This is a genomic window from Coprococcus sp. AF19-8AC (genome assembly GCF_003603115.1).
Taxonomy (GTDB): Bacteria; Bacillota; Clostridia; order Lachnospirales; family Lachnospiraceae; genus Coprococcus; species Coprococcus aceti.
Window position 1 is genome coordinate 22192 of record NZ_QTMI01000003.1, and the last position, 23542, is coordinate 45733.

Annotated in this window: 21 protein-coding genes; 18 read left to right on the forward strand and 3 right to left on the reverse strand. The window is 44.7% G+C overall.

The annotated features are described in order from the left end of the window. Positions 1–5: 5 nt before the first annotated feature. Positions 6–584, forward strand: coding sequence for a DUF1294 domain-containing protein (locus DWX57_RS08310; protein ID WP_120123593.1), 579 nt, complete (start codon positions 6–8; stop codon positions 582–584). Here the strand turns inward: DWX57_RS08310 and DWX57_RS08315 are convergent. Further along, positions 571–1089 (reverse strand): DUF6512 family protein, encoded by a 519-nt coding sequence (locus DWX57_RS08315; RefSeq protein ID WP_120123595.1) that lies wholly within the window; start codon positions 1087–1089, stop codon positions 571–573. The genes DWX57_RS08310 and DWX57_RS08315 overlap by 14 nt on opposite strands. Positions 1090–1260: 171 nt before the next feature. Here DWX57_RS08315 and DWX57_RS08320 point away from each other — a divergent pair, with 171 nt between their 5' ends. After that, a complete protein-coding gene (locus DWX57_RS08320) occupies positions 1261–2430 on the forward strand; it encodes an exonuclease SbcCD subunit D (RefSeq protein WP_120123598.1) in 1170 nt (389 codons plus the stop codon). After that, positions 2430–5201 (forward strand): AAA family ATPase, encoded by a 2772-nt coding sequence (locus tag DWX57_RS08325; protein WP_120123600.1) that lies wholly within the window; start codon positions 2430–2432, stop codon positions 5199–5201. Before DWX57_RS08320 ends, DWX57_RS08325 begins: the two co-directional genes overlap by 1 nt. A gap of 45 nt (positions 5202–5246) precedes the next feature. On the opposite strand, the gene DWX57_RS08330 is transcribed toward DWX57_RS08325, so the two are convergent. Next, the gene (locus tag DWX57_RS08330; RefSeq protein ID WP_120123602.1) at positions 5247–5672 is read right to left on the reverse strand and encodes a type III toxin-antitoxin system ToxN/AbiQ family toxin; all 426 of its coding nucleotides are present in this window, start codon (positions 5670–5672) and stop codon (positions 5247–5249) included. Positions 5673–6117: 445 nt separating this feature from the next. On the opposite strand from DWX57_RS08330, the gene DWX57_RS08335 reads away from it, so the two are divergent. The 11 genes from DWX57_RS08335 to DWX57_RS08385 all read left to right on the forward strand — a co-directional run bounded on the left by DWX57_RS08335 (position 6118) and on the right by DWX57_RS08385 (position 15729). Beyond that, the gene (locus DWX57_RS08335; protein WP_120123605.1) at positions 6118–6669 is read left to right on the forward strand and encodes an NUDIX hydrolase; all 552 of its coding nucleotides are present in this window, start codon (positions 6118–6120) and stop codon (positions 6667–6669) included. 59 nt (positions 6670–6728) lie between these two features. Next, complete coding sequence (locus DWX57_RS08340) at positions 6729–7328, forward strand: TetR/AcrR family transcriptional regulator (RefSeq protein ID WP_120123607.1); 600 nt, start codon at positions 6729–6731, stop codon at positions 7326–7328. A 201-nt stretch (positions 7329–7529) separates the two neighbouring features. After that, the gene (locus DWX57_RS08345) at positions 7530–8351 is read left to right on the forward strand and encodes a class I SAM-dependent methyltransferase (RefSeq protein WP_120123610.1); all 822 of its coding nucleotides are present in this window, start codon (positions 7530–7532) and stop codon (positions 8349–8351) included. 84 nt (positions 8352–8435) lie between these two features. Further along, the gene (locus DWX57_RS08350; RefSeq protein WP_015534691.1) at positions 8436–8861 is read left to right on the forward strand and encodes a Fur family transcriptional regulator; all 426 of its coding nucleotides are present in this window, start codon (positions 8436–8438) and stop codon (positions 8859–8861) included. Positions 8862–8956: 95 nt separating this feature from the next. Continuing rightward, entirely contained in the window at positions 8957–9250 is a 294-nt protein-coding gene (locus DWX57_RS08355; protein ID WP_120123613.1) for a hypothetical protein, read from the forward strand. 173 nt (positions 9251–9423) lie between these two features. Beyond that, complete coding sequence (locus DWX57_RS08360; RefSeq protein WP_120123615.1) at positions 9424–10440, forward strand: metal ABC transporter substrate-binding protein; 1017 nt, start codon at positions 9424–9426, stop codon at positions 10438–10440. 43 nt (positions 10441–10483) lie between these two features. Next, positions 10484–11209 (forward strand): metal ABC transporter ATP-binding protein, encoded by a 726-nt coding sequence (locus tag DWX57_RS08365; protein ID WP_117550303.1) that lies wholly within the window; start codon positions 10484–10486, stop codon positions 11207–11209. Then, positions 11175–12038, forward strand: a complete 864-nt coding sequence (locus DWX57_RS08370) for a metal ABC transporter permease (RefSeq protein ID WP_055280263.1) — start codon at positions 11175–11177, stop codon at positions 12036–12038. Before DWX57_RS08365 ends, DWX57_RS08370 begins: the two co-directional genes overlap by 35 nt. 10 nt (positions 12039–12048) lie before the next feature. After that, positions 12049–12774 carry a hypothetical protein gene (locus tag DWX57_RS08375; protein ID WP_243106201.1) on the forward strand — a complete coding sequence of 242 codons (726 nt, stop codon included), beginning with the start codon at positions 12049–12051 and terminating at the stop codon, positions 12772–12774. A gap of 522 nt (positions 12775–13296) precedes the next feature. Continuing rightward, positions 13297–13908 carry an NUDIX hydrolase gene (locus DWX57_RS08380; RefSeq protein WP_120123618.1) on the forward strand — a complete coding sequence of 204 codons (612 nt, stop codon included), beginning with the start codon at positions 13297–13299 and terminating at the stop codon, positions 13906–13908. 84 nt (positions 13909–13992) lie between these two features. Further along, complete coding sequence (locus DWX57_RS08385) at positions 13993–15729, forward strand: phospho-sugar mutase (RefSeq protein ID WP_117550309.1); 1737 nt, start codon at positions 13993–13995, stop codon at positions 15727–15729. 71 nt (positions 15730–15800) lie between these two features. Here DWX57_RS08385 and DWX57_RS08390 read toward each other — a convergent pair whose 3' ends face one another. Then, complete coding sequence (locus DWX57_RS08390; protein ID WP_243106202.1) at positions 15801–16211, reverse strand: ATP-binding protein; 411 nt, start codon at positions 16209–16211, stop codon at positions 15801–15803. A gap of 331 nt (positions 16212–16542) precedes the next feature. On the opposite strand from DWX57_RS08390, the gene DWX57_RS08395 reads away from it, so the two are divergent. The 4 genes from DWX57_RS08395 (at position 16543) to DWX57_RS08410 (ending at position 23496) form a co-directional block, all read left to right on the forward strand. Beyond that, entirely contained in the window at positions 16543–18267 is a 1725-nt protein-coding gene (locus DWX57_RS08395) for a phospho-sugar mutase (RefSeq protein ID WP_120123623.1), read from the forward strand. Between the two features lie 110 nt (positions 18268–18377). Next, positions 18378–20141, forward strand: a complete 1764-nt coding sequence (locus DWX57_RS08400) for a phospho-sugar mutase (RefSeq protein WP_120123626.1) — start codon at positions 18378–18380, stop codon at positions 20139–20141. A 326-nt stretch (positions 20142–20467) separates the two neighbouring features. Next, positions 20468–21259: a hypothetical protein gene (locus DWX57_RS08405; protein WP_120123628.1), complete on the forward strand. Its 792-nt coding sequence runs from the start codon at positions 20468–20470 to the stop codon at positions 21257–21259. 35 nt (positions 21260–21294) lie between these two features. Further along, entirely contained in the window at positions 21295–23496 is a 2202-nt protein-coding gene (locus DWX57_RS08410; protein WP_117550319.1) for an alpha-galactosidase, read from the forward strand. The last annotated feature ends 46 nt before the right edge of the window (positions 23497–23542 follow it).

Consider the following 23542-nt stretch of genomic DNA (forward strand, 5'->3'; position numbering starts at 1 on the left):
ATATAATGGATAAGTTGATCATATATCTGATATGTATAAATATACTGGGAGCTGTCCTTGATGGAGTGACGGCTGCGAGACGCAGGAGAACAAGCCATAAGGCGCTCAGTGTTCTGCTGGGGATCATAGCCATTGCCGGTGGTGCCCCTGGCATGATAATAGCATTTGCGTTGTGTGACAGGACTGCATCCAAGACAAATATGATGCTGAGAGTGTTCACAGTGTGCGTGTGTGTGATAGAGCTTGCGGTGTTCATGACTTGGAATCTTAGACCTGCGGGCAAATGGAACTTTGCATTCTGGAATGTGTTTGTGGAATACAGATGGACATTGTGGTTCGTTGCGGCAGTGAGTGTTATAACATTTGTCATGTTCGGAATTGACAAATACAGAGCGGTCAAGGGAGGATACAGGATCCCCATAGCGGTCCTTCTCGGTATGGCATTTGCCGGTGGAAGTATCGGTGCTCTGCTTGGAATGGTGGTGTTCAGGCATAAGATAAGGAAGAATTATTTCTCGGTTGGAGTGCCACTTATACTTGTAATGCAGGTGGTGCTTTTGATGTGTGTGGTTAATCTGCTGTAGGATCCGCAAATATCCCCAGTTCAGGCGGATAGTTGGTAAATGCAAAGAATGCAACCGCGAGAATTGCCAGGATAGTCATGGAAACGTAGTCGTTTATGCACATTTGTCTGGATTTTGATCTGTTCTCGGTTCGCAGTGCATATATAACCCCGGCGAAATAAAGTGCGATGTTCAGAATTTCATAATTCCTGCCCAGTACACCGTTTAGTGTGTAAAACACGACAACAATGAATGCCATACCTGATAGGATACCGATAGTCCTTGCCGGAAGAAAATTTTCCGGCAGGGGCTTTTCTTGTATATGCGCCCAAAGAGATTCGGTCAGAGTCAGGAGGAGCATGGGAAAGAATATGAGTTTCAGGTGCTCCCAGGTCGACTCGTTCACGGCTGAGAACAGGCCGACAGCAGGATTGTCGCCCGACCATTCGTATGTGAAGTGGAGCAGGACGCCGAGGATCGATATGAAGATGAAGCGGAAAAGGTTGAGTTTGGATTTTATTTGCATTAAGGATTCTCCGATGAAAACAAGTGCTATATTACATAGTATATGACGAATATGGTATTTCATGTAGCGGAGAAACCGAAATCAACGAAATTAAGATAAACATAATTGGGATATATTGTCGGTGATGTTATAATTATTTCAACGAATGTTTTGTTTAAAGGGGAAGTGTATATGCGTTTGATCCATTTATCTGATCTTCACATAGGAAAGCGTGTAAATGAATTTTCTATGTTGGAGGATCAGGAGTATATATTAAAAGAAATACTGGGCACCATCGATGATGAGCAGCCGGATGGAGTCATCATAGCCGGGGATGTATATGATAAGTCTGTGCCGAGCGAGGAGGCGGTGAAACTGCTGGACAGCTTCCTGACTTCGCTTGCAAAGAGAAAGCTGCAAGTATATATCATCAGCGGCAACCATGATTCGGCGGCCAAGCTGGCATTTGCATCAAGTCTGATTGATCTCAGTGGAATCCATATATCGCCGGTATATGATTCGGCACAGATAGCCATGATGGGAGATGGGGTGGTCAGACCATATAAGCTGGAGGATGGAAAAGGACAGATGGTGAACATATACATGCTGCCATTTGTGAAGCCGGCAATGGTCAGAGCGGTGTTCCCTGATGAGGCGGATGATATAAAGGATTACACGGATGCCTGTCGTGTGGCGGTGGAGCACATGGATGTTGATGAGAAGGTTACAAATATCCTTGTGGCCCACCAGTTCGTGACCGGGGCTGTGCGCTCGGAGTCGGAGGAGAATGTGGGCGGTCTGGACAATGTGGATGTGTCGGTATTTGACTCATTTGACTATGTGGCGCTGGGGCATATACATGGGCCGCAGAAGGTGGGCAGAGAGACTGTCAGATACTGTGGAACACCGCTTAAGTATTCACTTTCGGAGGCTAACCACACCAAATCGGTGACAGTTGTTGACATCCCTGAGAACAAGAAAATAGAGATAAGGACTGTTCCGCTTGTTCCGATGCATGAGCTGCGCGAGGTAAAGGGAACATTTGACGAGCTGATGGACAGGCGAAACTATGAGGGGACGGCTGTGGATGATTATCTGTATGTGGTTCTCACGGACGAGGATGACGTGCCGGATGCTTTGGGAAAACTCAGAACGGTCTATCCAAATGTGATGAAGCTTGGATACGACAACACCAGAACCCGTGTGACACAGACGATAGACGATGGTGCTGTGCTTGAAGGGAAAAAGCCTATAGATCTGTTTGGAGAGTTGTATGAGAAGCAGAACAACCAGGAAATGAGCGATGAACAGAGGAGTTTTGTTCAGAATATTATAGACTCTGTATGGAAGGAGGCCTGGTGATGAGACCCATAAATCTTACTATGTCGGCATTTGGACCATATGCGGGAGTCCAGATGCTTGACATGGCCCAGCTTGGGGCTGAAGGCTTGTATCTTGTGACTGGGGATACAGGTGCGGGAAAGACCACGATATTCGATGCCATCTGTTATGCGCTGTATGATGAGCCGAGCGGAGCGAGCCGTGATGCGAGGATGATGAGATCAACGTATGCCGATGTGGACACAGATACCTACGTTGAACTGACATTTGATCATATGGGGAAGACTTACAGAGTTAAAAGAAATCCTTCCTATGAGAGACGTAAGAAAAAAGGTGAGGGAACTACCCTGCAGGATGCGGCTGCAGAACTGTATCTGCCGGATGACTTGGTCATTGCCAACAGAACGAAGGTAAATTCATATCTTCAGGAATTGTTGGGTGTGGACAGAGAGCAGTTTTCACAGATATCCATGCTTGCCCAGGGTGAGTTCAAGGAACTGTTGGTGGCGGAGTCCGGGGACAGACAGAAGATATTCAGCAAGCTTTTTCACACATCAAGGTATTTTGTTCTGCAGAAGCGTCTTCAGGATGAGACGAGAAAGCTTCAGAGTGAACGGGACGATATGAAGAAGAGTATAGAGCAGTATATATCCGGGATAGTCTTCGGAGAGGATGACCCGCTGGGGATCGGTGTCCAGAAAGCAAAGGACGGCCAGATGCCGATTGATGAGGTGATCACACTCATCGGAAAGCTTATTGTAACGGAGAAGGCAAGAACAGATTCATATGAAAAGCAGATCGGTACACTTGAGACCCGGGTCGGGGAACTTGACACGCTGATAGGCAAGGCACAGCAGACAGAGAAAGCCAGAGTGCAGCTTGAAAAGGCACATTTGGAGCTTGCAAATGTACAGAATGACAGAACTGCTGCTGAGGCAGAGTTAAACAGGACAAAGGAAGCGCGCCCAGAAACGGAAGAGCTCCAAAGGCAGGCAGCAGTTATAAATAACGAGCTTCCAAACTATGAGAAACTGGACGAGAAGCGAAAAAATATTGCAGACGAGGAACAGCTCCTACAAAGGCAAAATGAACAGGCAGAGAAGGGCAGAATGATTGTGACAGACAAACAGAAGGGCATAGAAAAGCTGAGACTGGAACAGACACAGCTTGCGGATGCGGGGGAGAAAATAGTTGCAATCACGGCATCGAGGGAGAAGATGGCTGACGCTGTTGACTATCTGAATGGCATAAGCAGACTGCTCATGGAATACAGCAGAAGAAAGCAGGCGGTGGACAAAGCACAGAAGCAGTATCTGTTTGATAATGAGATGTATACCAGAAAGCAGGATATGTATGAGCATATGAGCACGCTCTACAGGAATGCCCAGGCGGGAATCCTTGCAAAGGATCTGAAGGAGGGACAGGCGTGCCCTGTGTGTGGTGCGACGGAGCACAAACTCCTTGCATCGCTGCCAAAGGAGGCTCCGACAGATGCACAGTTAGAGGACGCGAAGAAGGATGCTGACAAAGCCCGCGACAGGGCAAATGCCAGTGCTACGGATGCAAAGGTAAAGCTTGCCAGTGTCATGGAGATCAGAAACAGCATTATTGAGCAGGCTGGAAGGAAATTTGACGATCCGGAGGATATAGACGGTCTGCCGGAAAAGGTTGAGAAGAATATTGGATACTATAATGAGAAGATTGCCGATACAGACAGACAGATCGAGGCTGAACGCAAAAGGGTTAGCAGAAGGAATGAGATTGCTACAAAACTTCCTCAGGAGGAAGAAGCATTTGCCGGGATGCAGGTGAAGCTGGCGGAGCTTGAGAGAAATATATCGGCGCTCACGGCAAAGGTTGTCTCAGACAGAGAACAGGCGACAGAACTGGCCGCGGGGCTCAGATTCAGGAATCGGAGTGAGGCGGAAACGCAGATGAACGAGATTCTTGGCAGAGCAAAGAAACTGCAGGATTCATTTGACGCCGCTGAGAAGAGATATAATGCTGTGATCCAGGATATTAAGACGCTGGAGGGGCAGATAAAGGCTCTGACAGACACTCTGGAATCAGCAGAGAAGCTCGAACTTGCTAAGCTTGAGGAAGATAAAACCGCAGTGAGAGATGAGCTGGGAAGGATCAGGCTTCTCATGCAGGATGGAAACAGCCGCATCCGTGCAAATGAAACGGCGATGGCGAATATAAGCATAAAGTCCGATGAGCTTTCGGCAAAAGAAAAGAAATATGTAAGCGTGAAGTCGCTCTATGACACTGCCTCAGGAAATGTATCCGGCAAGAATAAGATAAACCTTGAGGCATATATACAGATGTCGTATTTTGACAGGATAATTCAGCGTGCAAATCTGAGATTCTTGAAGATGTCAGATGGTCAGTATGAGCTGGGGCGTGTGACGGACAGCAGTGACAAGAGGAGCCAGATCGGCCTTGACCTCTGTGTTGTGGATCATTACAACGGCAGCAGACGAGACGTTAAGTCTCTTTCTGGGGGCGAGTCATTTATGGCATCACTCTCCCTTGCCCTTGGACTCTCTGATGAGGTGCAGGCTTCGGCTGGCGGCATACAGATAGATACGATGTTTGTGGATGAGGGCTTTGGCTCACTGGACACAGAAAAGACTCTGCCACAGGCATACAAAGCGCTGGTCAGCGTGACCGAGGGACGAAAGCTGGTGGGAATAATATCACACGTGACTGAACTCAAGGAGAAGATTGACAAGCAGATCGTGGTGGAAAAGGACAGAACCGGCAGGGCGAAGGCGAGGCTGGTGGTGTAGGAATTTTAGTCATCCGAGTATTGGGCTAAAATGTGCTCAAGTTTATTAAAGTCTACACATGGAATGATCCCGACACCAGGATAATTGTTTCTGAATAAGAATCTTTCGTTTTGTTTTATCTGGGGTATCGTGAGGGTTTAATTTCAGATTGACCTTAGATATAACTGAGTTGTTAACTGGAATCATATTGTTTAGATTGAGAATTCCTATGATTTTAGAAGAATACTCAGGATACTTGCTGTTGTGGTCAAATACTTTGATGAAATCAATCTGGCTTTTCATATTTTCAAATTTCTTTTTGGGTGAGGTAAGGGGGATGCAATATTTCTGACCACCTATAAGAATGATTATTCCAAGAAATGGTCGTTTCTCCTTACCTACCTGAGGGGAGACTGACATTACGTTGTCATCTGCACGAGACAGATTTCTTATGTATTTTAAATCAATATAGTAAAAATTAAGGATATCCATTATCGCCTTTCTGAGAATATAAAAGAGCTGTGCTAAAATGCACAGCTCTTAAAAACCTTTTTGCATGGTAGGGCTCCCATAAAATTGTTCCATTTTGTATGGTAGAACATCCATATTAAAATTGTTCATTTGTTTTATATGGTAGAACACCCATCTCTTAAAGTTCCCATTTCGCATGGTAAGGTTACCATAATCATATCATACAAGAATTCTAACATTCAATAATGTTAGTGTCAATTAGAGCTGACTTATTTAGTAACTTATAGTGATCTGAGAATATTCTAAAAAGTGATCAATATCAAGTGCAATTACTGATATTTTATAAAACGTTTATAAAAGTATACAAAGTGTAGAATAGTAGAAAAATGTTAGCTGTTTGCTTTACAAATCGGAATTGATAAACAATAATGGTTCATGTATGAATGAATAAGGACGGTACACTATAATGGAACTTTTTGATATATGCGACGAACAGGGCAACCCTACCGGAGACAAAGTGGAGAGGAGCGAGGCACATGCAAAAGGCATATGTCACAGGACTGCCCATATCTGGATAGCGAAGCAAGAGAATGGAAGGTATAAGGTTCTTCTGCAGAAGAGGTCGATGGATAAGGATTCTTTTCCCGGAAGGTATGACACTTCCTCTGCCGGACATATACAGGCAGGCGATGAACCGATGGAGTCGGCACTCAGAGAACTGGGTGAGGAGCTGGGCATAAATGCCCAAAATGAAGACCTCGATTTTGCGGGAACATTTAGAATACAGTATGAGAAGGAATTTCATGGCAAAATGTTCAGGGACAACGAGGTGGCATTTGTGTTCGTGTATCAGAAACAGGTGGACATAGCAGATCTGATAATACAGAAGGAAGAGCTTGACGGCGTGTGCTGGTTTGATCTTGAGGACACTTATGAGGCATGTAAGAATCATGACCAGAAGTTCTGCGTGCCACTCGGCGGCCTTGAGACGGTGCGAAGATACCTGGATGGCAAATAGAGATAACTTTCAAAAATATGTTGCCAGACTAGTTAGCTTGTGCTAACATAACATATGTTATGGAAAACGACAAGCGCAGTGAAACGATAGAAAAACTGAAAAAAGCAGGTAAAGAGGAATTCCTTAAAAATGGTTACCAGAGGGCAAGTCTTAGAATGATATGCAATAGTGCGGGAGTTACCACCGGAGCCTTCTACTTTTCATTTGAGAGTAAGGAGGCATTGTTCAAGGCGATACTTGAACCGCTTGTGAACCAATATGAAGCTATGCTTGGAAAACTTATGAAGGGGGAGATTGAGAACCCCGGCACGGGCGTGGATGCAGACAAGATCATGATGCAATTCCTTCTGACACATAGGGAAGAGGTAATGATCATCATGCATGGCGCTGACGGCAGCTGCTATGAGAATTATCACCAGAGGGTTGAGGAGTTCATGAGACATTCATTTGCGGCATATTACAGATCGCAGCTTGGATGCGAGCCGGATGAGACTTTGGTTCGCGTGCTGGCTAAGATGCGGCTTGAGGGAGCCATGGCGATACTGAACGAGGATGTAGACGTGGAGAAGAAAATGTATCTGACAGAAAAGATCGGCATTCATGCCACAGGCGGTACAGAAAAGTTGATAGAGAGTTTAAAGAAAGAGGTTCATCGATGATGAACCTCTTATTTTTATGAACATAACAAAACATGACAAATGTTATATTTCATAAGGAGGGGCCCACGTAAGTGGGAGGATTCCGGCAGAGGAAGCGCACTGATGTGCGCGCAGGTCATCAAGCTGCGCTTGACGACATGTTGTGAAGCACGCAAACGTCTCATACGTTTGCACAATTAAAAAGCAGGAGGAAATGAGAAAATGGTTAGCACACAGAACAATACAGTAAGCAGATCAAAGGTAGACATAACGGGAGTCCCGGAGACGATGCTCCAGACACTCTATGCCAGGGCGAAAGAATCAAGAAAGCCGGATCATGTCATATACGATGGCAAGGCTATAGAGATAGTTGACAGCCTGGATTATGACTTTTCACTGGCGGACAAGGATCTGGCAATGGGAAGCGGAGTTATAGCGCGAACTATAGTTCTTGATAAGCTTGTATCAGAATACCTGAAAAAGCACAAGGGTGCTGTGGTTGTGAATATCGCCTGTGGTCTTGACACCCGTTGCTATAGAAATGAGGGTAAATATAAAGGCTGGTACAACATTGATCTCCCGGAGACCATGACTGTAAGGGCAAAGTTTCTGCAGGAGGACGGACCGGTGTACCAGATAGCGGAATCCGCCATGGACGGCAAATGGGCAGACCTGGTAGAGTATGCAGGTGAACCTGTGCTGGTCATCATAGAGGGGCTTACGATGTATCTCACAGAAGCTGATGTGAAGAAAATATTCGACATAATAGACAGGAAATTTACTCATGCTACGGTGCTCGTAGAGACTATGGCTCCGTTCATGGCAAAGCATATTAAGGAGAAATCCATCCATGGAAGCCATGCCAGGTTTTCCTGGGGCGTGCCAAATGGAAAGAAGCTGGCGGAGATCATACCGAAATACAGATACATAGAACAGCACAGTCTTGTAGAAGGAATGGCTGAGTTCATACCGGTATATAAAGTCATTGGCAAAATACCATTTGTCAGCAATATATCTAACAAGATAGTAGTGCTGGAAAAGTGATAAAAAAGTGTTGACATAAAGTTAAAAGCCATTTATGATACAGTAAAATGCAAATGACTTGCAAATTCAAAAAAGAGGAATATTATGGCGAGGGAGTATAAAACGAGAATAAGTCAGGCTATAGAGGCATTTGCTGCAGAGAGGCAGGACAGAGGGTTTTGCGCGGCTGATGTAAGTGTGTATTTGGATGAGAATGGCATAGATGCGAATACAACAACTGTATATCGCAATCTTGACCGCATGGTTACCCAGGACAAATTGATAAAGTATCAGAGTGCTGATGGTGGTTCAAGTATGTATAGAATGGAAAAGGCTGATCATAGTTGTCACGAACACCTTCATATGCAGTGTGTTAAGTGCGGAAGAGTCATACATATTGACCGCGATACCATGAATCACATAGCTAAAGGAGTTCAGGAGAGGTATGGATTTATGATCGACTGTGACAGATCGTCGATATGTGGTATTTGCAAAGATTGTCAGAGGCGTTGTGGAGTCGCTGTAGTCTAAACTAAACGTGATTGTTACAGATGGGATTGTATCGTTACGGTCACAACGAAAACTATATATCCCCAAATTCCTACAATGAAAAGGAGGTGTGCAGAATGAGTAAAAAGAGAATAATGTCATGGATTCTTATAGTGTTCTTTGTATCGGGAGTACTTTTCTCTTACGGCTATATTGCGCGCAATGTGGAGCATGACTGTACGGGGCAGGAATGTCCTATATGTATGCATTTGCAGCAGGCTGCACAGTTCCTTTCAAATATAAAGACAATGTCAACTACGCCAGTGTTCCTGGCGTTCTTAAGTGTGTTCACACTTGGAGTTGTATTGGTGTATACCCACGAGTATTGTACCGATACGCTCATTTCCCTGAAGGTGGAATTGCTGAATTGATTTAAAGTACGGATATTGACTGAGAATTGCGTCTGGAAATACATCTAAAGATAAGGGCGAATACTTATTATTGGTGTTTTTGATCTAGAGGCAGTTTATTAAATTTACCCAATTATAGGCATCAAAATATGCCTGTCAATTTTATCAATCAATTCGGAGGTTTATTGATCATTATGAAAAATAGAATATTTGGCCTTGTTATGGCATCGGTACTTACTGTTTCAGCATTTTGTGGCTGCGGAGCATCAATGACGGCAGCAGATTCTGATCAGAAAGGGGGCAGTGTGCCTGAAAATGCGGCAAATGCTGCGGCGTACAGCATTGTATGTACGACTTTTCCTCAGTATGACTGGATCCGCAATATTATAGGCGGTGATTCCGACAAGTTTCAGCTTACTATGCTGCTCGATCAGGGGATGGATCTTCACAGTTATCAACCAACTGCAGAGGATATAGCAAAGATAGCTGACGCAGATATGTTTGTGTATGTTGGCGGTGAGTCTGATGGCTGGGTGGATAGTGCCCTGAAAGAAGCGACTAATAAGGATATGAAGGTTGTAAATATGCTTGACGCTTTGGGAACTGCAGTCAAAGAGGAAGAGGTAGTTCCAGGCATGCAGGCAGAGGAAGAAGAGGAAGGAGAGGAAGGCCCGGAGTATGATGAACATGTATGGCTTTCACTCAAGAACGCAGTGGCATTGACGAATGTGTTGGCGGATAATATCCAGGCACTTGATCCAGATAATAAATCTGATTACATGGAGAATGCAGGCAAGTACGTTGATGAACTCAATGATCTTGATGGAAGGTACGAACTAACAGTTTCTAAGGGAAAACGTCAGGCAATTCTGTTTGGCGACAGATTCCCTTTCCGATATATGGCGGATGATTATGGCCTTACTTACTATGCTGCATTTGTGGGATGCAGTGCTGAGTCGGAGGCAAGTTTTGAGACGATAACATTCCTTGCGCAGAAGGTGGATGAGTTAAAGCTTCCGGTTATTCTGACGATAGAGGGTGCAGATCACAGTATAGCAGAGTCGATAAAGAAGACAACAGATTCGAAAAATCAGGAGATCCTGACGATGAATTCGATGCAGTCTGTGACTGCAAAGGCTGTAGCTGATGGTGAGACGTATCTGAACGTGATGGAAGATAACCTGAACGTACTTTCTCAGGCATTGAATTAATTGCTGAACAATAAAACAAATTTAAATTTTTAGGAGAAAACAAATGTCATATATAACGTGCAAAGACCTGGCAGTCGGGTACGACGGAAGAGCAGTTGCGTCAGGCCTTAATTTCAGTATAGACAAGGGAGACTATCTCTGTATAGTTGGAGAGAATGGAGCGGGAAAGAGTACCTTGGTAAAAACTCTGCTTGGCCTGTTGAAACCGGTTTCAGGAGAGATAAAGTTTGGCGATGATCTGACATCGCGTGATATAGGCTATCTGCCGCAGCAGACACCTGTGCAGAAGGATTTCCCTGCGACTGTATGGGAGGTGGCTTTGTCGGGAACGCTGCCTAAGTGCGGAGCACGTCCTTTTTATGGCAGAAAGGAAAAGCAGCTTGCGCAATCTCAGCTTGAACGACTTGGAATGTGGGATATACGCAGGAAATGTTACAGGCATTTGTCGGGAGGACAGCAGCAGCGCGTCCTTCTGGCGAGAGCCCTGTGTGCAACTGAGAACCTTCTTCTGCTTGATGAACCGGTAACTGGCCTTGATCCTGTCGCAACGGCACAGTTCTATCAGATGATACAGCAGTTAAATGAAAATGGTGTGGCAGTGATCATGATATCACATGATCTGAGGGCAATAGATTGCGCCAGACATGTGCTTCATATGAATCATGGGGGCTCGTTCTGGGGCAGCAGAGAGGAATATAAGAACAGCAGATATTGGAACATCATTTCGGTAGAATATGAGAAAGGTGGTGGACAGAGTGCAGCTTGTTGATAAGTTAATTTACTATATGCAGTATCCATTTGTTAAGTATGCTCTTGTGGTTGGTATTCTTATAGCATTGTGTTCGTCACTTTTCGGTGCAACATTGGTTTTGAAAAGATTTTCATTTATCGGCGATGGACTTTCGCATGTTGCATTTGGAGCAATGGCGGTAGGATCTGTTCTGAAACTGACAAACAACACGATTATAGTGATGCCGGTGACTGTGGCTGCTGCAATTCTCATACTTATGTCGGGACAAAATGCGAAGCTTAAGGGGGATGCCGCGATAGCTATGATGTCTGTCGGTGCTTTAGCCGTAGGTTATCTGATAATGAATGTATTTTCCACGTCAGCAAATGTATCTGGCGATGTGTGCTCAACGTTGTTTGGTTCAACATCCATACTGACATTGACAATGGGAGAAGTGTGGCTGTGTATAGTTATGTCAATATGTGTAATAGCGTTTTTCTGTTTGTTCTACAACAGGATATTTGCAGTCACATTTGACGAGAGTTTTACCAGGGCAATCGGGAAAAATGCAGGGGCATATAATCTGGCGCTGGCGGTGATAATCGCTGTGATAATAGTGCTTGCAATGAATCTGGTGGGCTCCCTGCTCATCACGGCGCTTCTGGTATTCCCTGCACTTTCGGCAATGAGAGTTATGTATAGTTTCAGGTCAGTGGTATTATATTCGGCTGTATTGTCAGTTGTGGGAACTTTGACCGGCATGCTGGTATCCATATTATTTTCAACACCGGTAGGATCTACGATCGTTGCATGCGATATGGTTATATTTGCATTTAACAGTATAGCAGGGAAAGTGATGAGGAGATAAGAATATGTATATGAATAGAAATAGAAGAATGCATGGATGCAGACACAGATTTAAGCGATTGATTATGTCAATATTGGTGCTGAGTATGTTGCTGACTGTCACAGGCTGTGGTGGAGCATCTCAGACTGCGGGCAGTCGTTTGAACACACAGAATGCAGTGGATAAGGTGCTTAATCAGAAAACAGGCGATGGTGATGTGGAAAGCAAGTCGTCGGCGGGAGCCACAACAGATACGACGATCACAACAGAGATGCAAACCACGACAGAGACAGAATCCGCATCTGTAACTGAGGCGACATCAGAACCAACATATGGGCAGGTCGTGAATGGAGACAGCTCAGTTATAGCGCAATACAAGTCTGAGGGTGTGGATGTGGATCTCACACTTATGGGAAGCGATCTTGTATATGCGACGGTATATCAGATGATGTCAAAACCTGAGGAATATGAGGGCAAGACGATAAGGATAGAAGGAAAGTATTATGCATCCTATTATCCAATAACCGACAAATATTATAATTATTGTCTCATAGCCGACGCTCTGGCATGCTGCAGTCAGGGGCTTGAATTTGAACTTGGTGGAGGTGCAGTATATCCAGGCGATTACCCGGCGGACCAGAGTGAGGTGATCGTTACGGGAGTATTTGAAACCTACACAGAGGAGGCTGGACAGACATTTTATTACTGCAGGTTGAGAGATGCAGAATATCAACTGGTATCGACAGAGAATCAGTAGAGTATAAATTGCATAACATTTTTGGAATCCGGGCAGATTAAAGTGCCCGGATTTTTTGAGTAAAAAATATTCAGAATCAGGAGGCACATAGCTGCATCAAAACCAGGAATCACATAGAAAAATATGGCAAAATGACGCAAATATACTAAAAAGCATTAAAAATAGCTAAAAAATGATAAAATTACTTAAAAAAGAATTTGATATATTGTAAAAACTATGCTAATTTTGAATAAAGGTAAATATTCAGCCGTGCAGGATAAGAACAGCGGATTCGACATGCTTGCATGTAAGAATCAGGTGTTCTTATCCTGTGGTGACTCGAATAGAGTCACCGCCCCATACAATGAGCAAAATAGCTGCGCAGCAGCGAAAGAGCACGGGAACCGTGCGGTTTTGCGAATGTATGGCCGGCTGAATAAAGGTAAATATTCAGCGCAGCAGCGAAAGAGCACGGGAACCGTGCGGTTTTGCGAATGTATGGTCGGCTGAATACATTAAAATACACAGAAGGGATGTGATTAAGTGAAAGAGAAATACAAAGGTGTACAAAAACTCACAGACAATCCGTTCCTCAACCTCTATCATATAGATGCGGTTGACACGGCTGGAAAAGACTTCAATTATTACTTTGCTTCAAGGAATAAAGAGAACGACATCAAGATAAAGACCCACGATATAAAACCGGAAGGAATAGTTATATATGGAGTTAAGCTGGAAGATGAGCCGAAGCTGGTGCTCATAAGGCAGTACAGATACCCACTCGATACATATATATATGAACTTCCTGCAGGACTGGTGGATGGAGATGAGACTCCGGCGCAGGCAGCAGTCAGGGAGATGAAGGAAGAGACAGGGCTTACCCTTGATGTATATGAGGGCGGAGAAGAACTCTACAGAAGGCCATTCTATATGGGCCCGGGATTTACGGATGAGATGAGCAGTGCTGTATTTGGAACAGTTACAGGAACACCAAATCTCGACAGCAAGGAGAGCACAGAGGACATACAGGTCATACTCGCAGACCGAGGTGAGGTCAGAAGAATCCTGTCAGAGGAACAGGTGTCGCTCAGAGGAGCATACCTCATGACACATTTTCTGGCTGAGGGAGATCCACTAGAATTCCTGAAAAAATAGGAAGCGCTGAGCAGTGATTGCTCAAACAGCAGAACGTTCATAAAAGGGCATACTAAATGAGAAAAAAGAAGGAGAAGTAGAAAGATGAGTTACAGAGACACATATGATTTTTGGATGACAGATGATTATTTCGATGAGGACACCAGGAAGGAGCTTGCAGCCATAGCTGATGATGAGGCTGAGATCGAGGACAGATTCTATCGTGATCTTGTATTTGGAACTGGTGGACTCAGAGGTGTGATAGGCGCGGGAACCAACAGAATGAACTTCTACACCGTCCGCAAGGCTACACAGGGTCTTGCAAACTTCATTGTGAAGCAGAATGCGCAGGACAAGGGCGTGGCAATAGCATACGATTCAAGAAAGTATTCTCCAGAGTTTGCAGCAGAAGCAGCTCTCTGCCTGTGTGCAAATGGAATCAAGTCATATCTCTTTGAGTCACTCAGACCTACACCTGAGCTTTCATATGCAGTCAGAAAGCTTGGATGTACAGCAGGTATAGTTATAACAGCCAGCCACAATCCACCAGAGTACAACGGTTACAAGGTATACTGGGAGGATGGCGCGCAGATCACAGCTCCAAAGGACAGAGAGATCATCGCAGAGGTTAAGGCTGTAACAGATTTCCATACAGTAAAGACCATGGATAAGCAGGAGGCGCTTGACAAGGGCCTTCTCACTATCATAGGTGCCGAGATAGATGACGCGTATATGGAGGAACTCAAGAAGCAGATCATTCATCCTGAGATCATCAAGGAGCAGTCAGAGAACATCAAGATCGTATACACACCGTTCCACGGAACCGGTCTTGTACCTGTAAAGAGAGTCCTGTCCGAGCTTGGTTTCAAAAACGTATACATTGTTCCTGAGCAGGAACTTCCAGACCCTGAGTTCACAACGCTTGAGTATCCAAACCCAGAGGATCCAAAGGCATTTGAGCTTGCCCTCAAGCTGGCAAAGGAGAAGAATGCGGACATAGTTCTCGCTACAGATCCTGATGCAGACCGTCTTGGAATATACGCACTCGATACAAAGACAGGCAAGTATATGCCATTTACAGGAAATATGTCAGGACTTATAATCGCTGAATACCAGTTCAGAGAGAGAACAAAATGCGGTCTCATGCCAAAGAATCCGGCCATGGTCAAGACTATTGTAACCACAAATATGGCTGATCCACTGGCTGCAGATTACAATGTCAACCTCATCGAGGTTCTAACAGGCTTCAAGTTCATCGGTGAGCAGATCAAGTTTTTCGAGCAGAATAATTCATACAATTTCGTAATGGGTATGGAGGAGAGCTACGGATGTCTCGTTGGAACATACGCAAGAGACAAGGATGCTCCGGTTGCAGTTATGTGTCTCTGCGAGGCTGCTGCATACTGCAAGAGCCAGGGAATCACTCTGTGGGATCACATGCTTGATCTCTATGAGAAGTACGGATATTACAAGGAAGGCCTCTACACAATAACGCTCAAGGGTGTTACAGGAGCAGAGAAGATCCGCAAGATCATGTCCTCACTCAGAGCTGAGTCACTTACTCAGATCGATACACTCAAAGTTCTCAAGGTTCGTGATTACGAGAAGAACACGATCACAGATCTTGCCACCGGAGAGGTCACAGAGTCAGGACTTCCACAGTCCAACGTTCTCTACTACGACCTTGAGGATGGCGCATGGGCATGTGTACGTCCATCAGGAACAGAGCCAAAGATTAAGCTGTACTACGGAATCAAGGGAACAAGCCTTGATGATGCAGATGCAAAGCTTGAAGCTCTCCAGACAGCACTTGTTGAGAAGCTCAACAAGCTGGCAGAGTAGCATAAGTATAATATATAGCAAATACAAAAAAGCGCCGTCTGGTCTGGTGACCGGACGGCGCTTTGCTGTCCTTATACGATGACGTCGAACTGTATGTAGTCTCCCTGGTCGGTATTTACCGTGTCGAGATATATTTTACCATTGTACTTGTCGGTCAGTTTTTTCAGGTTGTAGAGGCCGTAACCTTGGCCATGTCTGTCTCCGGTTTTGGTGGTATATCCCGGTGAGAACATATTCTGGCGGAATTCGTTGGTTTTGACGGAACCCTTGTTTCTTGTTCTTATTTCTATTTGGTTCTGCCTGCTGTCCAGGTACAGATATGCAGTACCAAATGGGGCGGTCGATTCAAGCGCATTATCGATCAGTATACCGATGATCCTGATCAGTTCATACTCCGGCATTCGGCTCTTCAGATCCCTGGATGCCACCTGGACTACGAGCTCCTTCTGATCCTTCTGTGCCTCCGTGATCTTGCTGTACACAAATCCGGCTACAACGCTCAGGTTGATCTTGAGCAGATCACAAATGGCTTCTGTAAAGGAATAAAAAAAGGTCGGTTATATTACAAGTCAATTGCAGAAAATATAATTATTTTAGTTAATACCACCATAATAAAACGGCTGCACTATACATCTGCGCAACAAAGTGATATAAATTGCAAGATTAAATATTGAATTTAAAAATTACTTAATATATTATACAAATAACAATAAATTAGCTAAAAATAGCCTAATAAAATGAACGGAAGATAAATTGTGGATAGATAAAAAGGAAAAATCTGTGTGGCCTGTGAGGTCAGGAAAGGGGTAGAAGATGGACGCAAAGCAGAGATACGAGATGTGGCTTGGCAGCGATCAGGTAGATGATGTTACGAAGCAGGAGCTCGTAAACATAAAGGATAATGAAGCGGAGATTGAAGATAGATTTTACACAAACCTTGAGTTTGGAACAGGTGGACTTCGAGGCGTGATGGGAGCGGGAACGAACCGCATGAACATTTACACGGTTCGCATGGCAACACAGGGAATTGCTAACTACCTGGCGAAGATCGGAATATCAGAGCCGTCGGCAGCTATAGCATTTGACAATAGAAACAATGCTTCGCTGTATGCGCTTGAAACTGCTCTCTGCCTGTGTGCAAATGGCGTGAAGGTGTATCTGTTTGATGCGCTCCGCCCGACACCGGAGCTTTCATTTGTAGTGAGACATCTGCACTGCAATATCGGCGTGAATATAACGGCAAGCCACAATCCAAAGGAATACAACGGATATAAGGTTTACTGGGATGATGGAGCCCAGATCGTATCTCCTCAGGATAAGGAGAGCATTGCAGAGGTCAACAATATAGAAGATTTCTCCATGGTTAAGACTATGGACAAGGACGCTGCAATAGATGCAGGACTGTTGAATGTGATCGGTCAGGAGATCGATGACGCATATATAGGAGAGCTTCACAAGCTTGTCATGAATCCGGAGGAGATTCAGAAGGCGGGAGATCTGAAGATCGTATATTCTCCGCTTCACGGAACAGGCCTTAAGCCTGTTACAAGAGTTCTCAGCGAACTTGGTTTCAAGGATGTACATGTCGTTGAGGAACAGGCTGTTCAAGATGGTAATTTCCCAACTGTAAAGTCCCCAAATCCTGAGGGCGCAGAGGCGTATGCCCTGAGTCTTGAGCTGGCGAAGAAGGTCGGCGGAGAGCTGATTCTTGTCACAGATCCTGATGCGGATAGGCTTGGAATGTATGGATATGACAGCAAGAATAATGAGTATAAAGAATTTACGGGCAATATGTTCGGTGCGATCCTCTGTGATTACGTGCTGATGCAGAGATCCCAGAGCGGAAGACTGCCTGAGAATCCGGCGATTGTAACTACGGTTGTTATCACCAATATGGTCAAGGAGATATGTAAGAAGTACGACACTTTCTGTGACTGCAACAACCTGATCGGATTTAAGAATATAGCATCTAGAATGAGGGCTTATGAGCAGACTGGTGAACACAATTATGTGTTCGGGCTTGAAGATACATTTGGATGTCTGCCTGGTACATATGCAAGGGACAAGGACTCGGTTGGAACGCTGATGCTTCTCTGTGAGGCTGCGGCATACTACAAGAACCGTGGCATGACTCTGTGGGACAGAATGGTTGAATTGTGGCAGGAATATGGTTACTACAAAGAGAAGGTTCAGACCATGAAGTTTGATGGACGCGAGGGTGCTGCAAAGATACAGTCTATGATACAGACGCTGAGAGATAATCCGGTGCAGAAGGTCGGAACTTACAGCGTGGAGAAAATCTACGACTACAAGCTTGGAACAGAGACAGACGCAGCGACAGGCAAGTCCGAGGCGGCGGTGCTTCCAAAGTCCAACATGATATATTATCAGCTTGCGGATGGCGCATGGTTCCTTGTGAGACCTTCAGGCACAGAGCCGAAGATCAAGTTCTACCTCGGGGTAAAGGGAAGCTCTCAGGAGGATGCGGCAGAGCAGCTTGACGAGCTTGCGGTAAATGTGAAGGCGATGTTCTCGTAAAACGGGATGACTGGTAAGAAACGGAATGGCTGGCAAATAAATGTCAGCAGAAAATAGGCTAGAAGATCGCGGTAGCGACTAAAAATAATTACAAAGTGGAGGTAAAAAAGATGGGTTACATGGACGAATACAAGTTCTGGCTTGAGTCAGACTGCTTTGATGAGAAGACAAAGGAAGAACTTAGAAGTATCGCAGATGATGACAAAGAGATCCAGGACAGATTCTACAAGAATCTGAAATTTGGAACCGGCGGAATGCGCGGAATCATGGGTGCCGGAACCAACAGAATGAATATATACACAGTTACAAAGGCTACACAGGGTCTTGCAGATTACATACTTGAGGTCGGCGCGGATGCTGCGGGGAGAGGTGTTGTTATAGCACATGACTGCCGAAATATGTCAGCAGAGTTCACAGAGGCATCAGCTCTGTGCCTCAATGCAAATGGCATAAAGACTTATGTGTTTGATGCACTCCGCCCTACACCGGAGCTTTCATTTGCAGTGAGAGAGCTTGGATGTATAGCCGGAATCGTGGTAACAGCAAGCCACAATCCACCTGAGTACAACGGCTACAAGGTGTACTGGGAGGACGGCAGTCAGATCGTATCTCCTCAGGATCAGGATATCCTGAAACATGTGGCGAATGTAGAGAGATACGAGGATGTCAAGACCATGGATAAGGACAAGGCTATCGCAGACGGCCTGTTCTGTATGGTTCCTACGAGTGTTGATGAGAATTACTATCAGGCACTCATAAAACAGACCATCCACGGCGATATCATTCCGAAGGTTGCAGACGATATCAAGATAGTATACACACCACTTCACGGAACAGGAAATGTACCTGTAAGGGAAGTGCTAAAGAGACTTGGCTTCAAGCACGTATATGTTGTAGAGGAGCAGACTGTTCCTGACGGAGACTTCAGCACGGTCAAGTCACCAAATCCAGAGGAACCATCAGCATTTGCCATGGGAATAGACCTGGCAAAGAAGGTGGATGCGGACGTTATCATGGCCACAGATCCTGATGCAGACAGACTTGGAATATACGTCAAGGACAGTACGGGAATTTGGAAAGACACGGAATTTGCAGATGATCCTGCATATCCATATGTCCGCTTTAATGCCAATATGACAGGAGCCTTGATCGCAGAGTATGTCTGCCGTGAACAGAAGGCAGTCGGCAAACTGCCGGAAAATGGTGCTATCTGTAATACAGTAGTCAGCACCAATCTTACAAAGGCGATAGCAGAGAATTACAATCTGAAATATATAGAGACACTCACCGGATTCAAGTACATAGGTGAGCAGATCCTTCTCTTTGAGAAGAACAACACATACAAGTTCATCTTCGGAATGGAGGAGAGCTTTGGATGTTTAGTAGGAGACTACACTCGTGACAAGGACGCTTGCGCAGCCGTTGTCATTTTATGTGAAATAGCAGCATTTTATAAGCTGCAGGGAGAAACCATCTGTAATGCCATGGAAGAGGTTTATCACAAATATGGCTATTACTTTGAAGGTGCGTTTGGGATAACTCTAAAGGGTGTAGATGGTGCAGCACAGATTAAGGAGATGATGGAGAACTTCAGGAACCATCCACTTACGAACTTTGCAGGTATCAAAGTTACCGGCATGAGGGATTATGTGAGCGGAATCCGCAAGCCGCTTGATGGCGAAGAGGAGCACATGGGTCTTCCAAAATCAAACGTGCTGTACTATGAGCTGGAAAATAATGCGTGGTTCGCGGTTAGGCCTTCTGGAAATGAACCAAAGATCAAATTCTACTTTGGCGTGAATGAAATCAGCCTAAAAAATGCCATGTCAAAGATAGATGAGATGAAAGCATGTGTGCAGGAGCTTGCTAAATAAACAAACACAAAATATGGCAGAATTTACTGCCGAAAAAGAAAAACATTCCTTCCATATACTACAAAATTAAACATGTAAATGCACTTTCCAGCCAATGCGCTGAACAAGGGGGATCTCGGCCTTGATGCTGAGGTCCCTTTTGTATAAAAAGAAGGCAGGGAATCAGGAGCTTCAGGGGACTAGATAACTGAACGCTGTTATATGTCACAAAGTAAAATATAGTTAAAAATACTAAAAACTGTTTAAGAATTAACTAAAAAATGTTATAATATATAAAGTAACGGCAGTGTGTGGCAAACGCGTACAGGAGTAGTATAGGAGATTATATGCCAGAAAAAGAAATAAAAAAAGAGAGAGAAATAGAAAAGAAAAATATAAAAAGTATCGCTGGACATATCATCGATGAGAAAACCGATGAAAAAGAGAAACGAGAGCCGGAGAGCGTCTTGGATGTGGATGAGCATATGTCTGAGAAACAGAAACTCAGCCTTATGAACAAACAGCAGAAAAAGGAATACATACTGGAGTATTATGCTCCGAAGGCTCTATTTGCACTTGTTGTTGTGGGCATAGTTGTATTCCTTGTTGTAAAACATTTTACGGCGGAATCTGCGGCACTCAACATCCTTGCGGTCAACACTACACAACAGGAATCCGCGGCGAATGACAAGGCGTATTATGAGGAATTCCTCAGTGAAAATGGTCTTGATGCGGAGAAGGAATATGTCAGTATAAGTACAGGAATCGGCGTGTCAACTGATCCGAATGATGCCATGAGTCAGGATAGTCTACAGCTTATACAGAACAAATTTATGGCGAATGCGGTGGACGTGTTCTTTGCCGACACAGACCTTGTCATGAGTTTTGGAGAGTTCGGATATATGCAGGATCTTGATAAGGTGCTGACTGATGAACTGAAAGAAAAGTATAAAGATTCGTTTGTGTATGCAACGGTTATTGAAACGGGTGAGAAGATACCTGTCGGAATAAAGATCGGTGATAATTCCTGGGTGAAGGATACCGGCTGGTATGAAATGGATGCTGCAGTGGGATTTGGCGAGAATGCCAAGAATATGGATCTTGCACTTGAATTTCTTGAATACATAAGCAGAGAGTGATACCCATAAATAAAACGAGGAGACTATAGATACATATGAGCATAAGATATGATGAGGCAAACAGAATATTTGAACTTGATACGAGAAACACGAGTTATCGTATCGGAATCGCCGATGAAGAGGGGTTTGTCGGACATATATATTATGGACAGAAGATCCGTCCGCAGAAATGTGATCAGTTTTTGAGAACGTGTGAGGCTCCTTTTGTTCCGTCCAAGAATAACAGGGAGAGATGTTCATTTATGGACACATTTCCGACAGAGTATTCCGGAAATGGAATAGGAGACTACAGGGAGAGTTGTATTGCGGTAAAGACTGCAAATGGCAGCAGAACCGTTGATCTGAAATTTGTGGATTACGATATTGTAAATGGAAAGCCGGGGATTAGTGGCCTTCCGGCATCATTTGCGGGAGAAGAGGAGGTTCAGACTCTCGTTGTCCATATGATGGATGGGGGATGTGGCATTGATGTTGACCTGATATATTCTGTGTTTGAGGATGAGGATGTTATAACCAGAAGTGTGAGCGTGAAAAATGCAGGTGATAGGGATATCAGGCTCACAAAGGTATATTCTGCATGTATAGATATGGATGATGAGGATTTTGAGATGCTCACTCTCCACGGCTCATGGGCCAGGGAGAGACAGATCGAGAGACGCCCGATAGCTTATGGCAAGCAGAGTGTAAGCTCTCTCCGTGGTGAGTCATCCCACCAGGACCATCCGTTTATGGCATGGATGACAAAGGGTACAGATCAGACTACGGGTGATGTATATGGAATGCATTTTGTGTACTCGGGTAACTTCATCGCACAGATAGAGAAATCACAGTTTGATTCCATACGCGCAGTCATGGGCATACATTCAGAGGGATTTGAGTGGTGGCTCACGCCTGGAGAGACGTTTACAGCGCCTGAGGTTGTGCTTACATACAGCCATGATGGACTTGGACAGATGACTAGAAATCTTCATGATTTTTACAGATGCCACATGATAAGGAGCAGATATCTTCATCAGAAGAGACCTGTCCTCATCAACAACTGGGAGGCTACATATTTTGACTTTGATACCGATAAGCTCCTTGCGATAGCGAAGAGTGCGGCAGAACATGGAATAGAGATGCTGGTCATGGATGATGGCTGGTTTGGACATAGAAATGATGACGCCACAAGTCTTGGAGACTGGTTTGTAAATGAAAACAAGATCAAGGGCGGTTTGAAACATCTTGTTGATGAGGTGAATAGGCTGGGGCTGAAATTTGGAATATGGATGGAGCCTGAAATGATTTCTCCTGATTCTGAACTTTACAGAAAGCATCCTGACTGGGCGTTTGCGGTTCCGGAGAGAACGGCTACATTATCGCGAAATCAGTACGTGCTTGATCTCTCGAGAAAAGAAGTTAGAGACTACGTGTATGAATGTGTGCATAACGTGATATCATCCGCAAATATTGAGTATGTTAAGTGGGATATGAACAGACAGCTCACGGATATCGGCAGCGTAGAATTCACCGGAGACAGGCAGGGAGAATTGGCTCACAGGTATGTGCTTGGAGTATATGAGTTGCAAGAGCGCCTTGTTAACGATTTCCCAGATCTTTTGCTTGAGAACTGCTCGGGCGGTGGTGCAAGATTTGACCCTGGCATGCTTTACTACAGTCCGCAGATATGGTGCTCCGATGACACGGATGCCATAGAGAGACTTTCTATACAGGAGGGAACGGAACTGATATATCCGCTTTCGACCATGGGCGCCCATGTGTCGGATTGCCCTAATCACACAGTTGGAAGGAGTACACCTTTTATGACCAGGGCACATGTGGCTCTGGCGGGAACATTTGGCTATGAGCTCGATATCACAAAAATAAGTGAAGAAGAACGTGCGATGATCCCTGAGCAGGTGTCTATGTATCATAAATATAATGATCTTGTAAGGGAGGGTGATTATTATAGGGTTGCATCGTACAGGGAAAATGGACTGTATGATTGCTGGATGGTTGTTGCAAAGGATAAGAGTGAGGCATTGGTGACTTACGTTCAGGTGCTTGGAAGACCTAACGTACACAGTAGAAAGATAAAACTTTTAGGGCTTGACGTGACTGCTGGTTACAGACTTGACGGAACGGAGAATGTGTATGGGGGAGATCTCCTCATGAATGCCGGAATGCTCATTGAAACTATGCGTGGAGATTATATGAGCAGACTGTATCACTTTGTACTTGACAATAGTTTAACTTAAAAATAAAATAAAAATTAAGTTATTTAACCACGTGAAAAAATAAAGT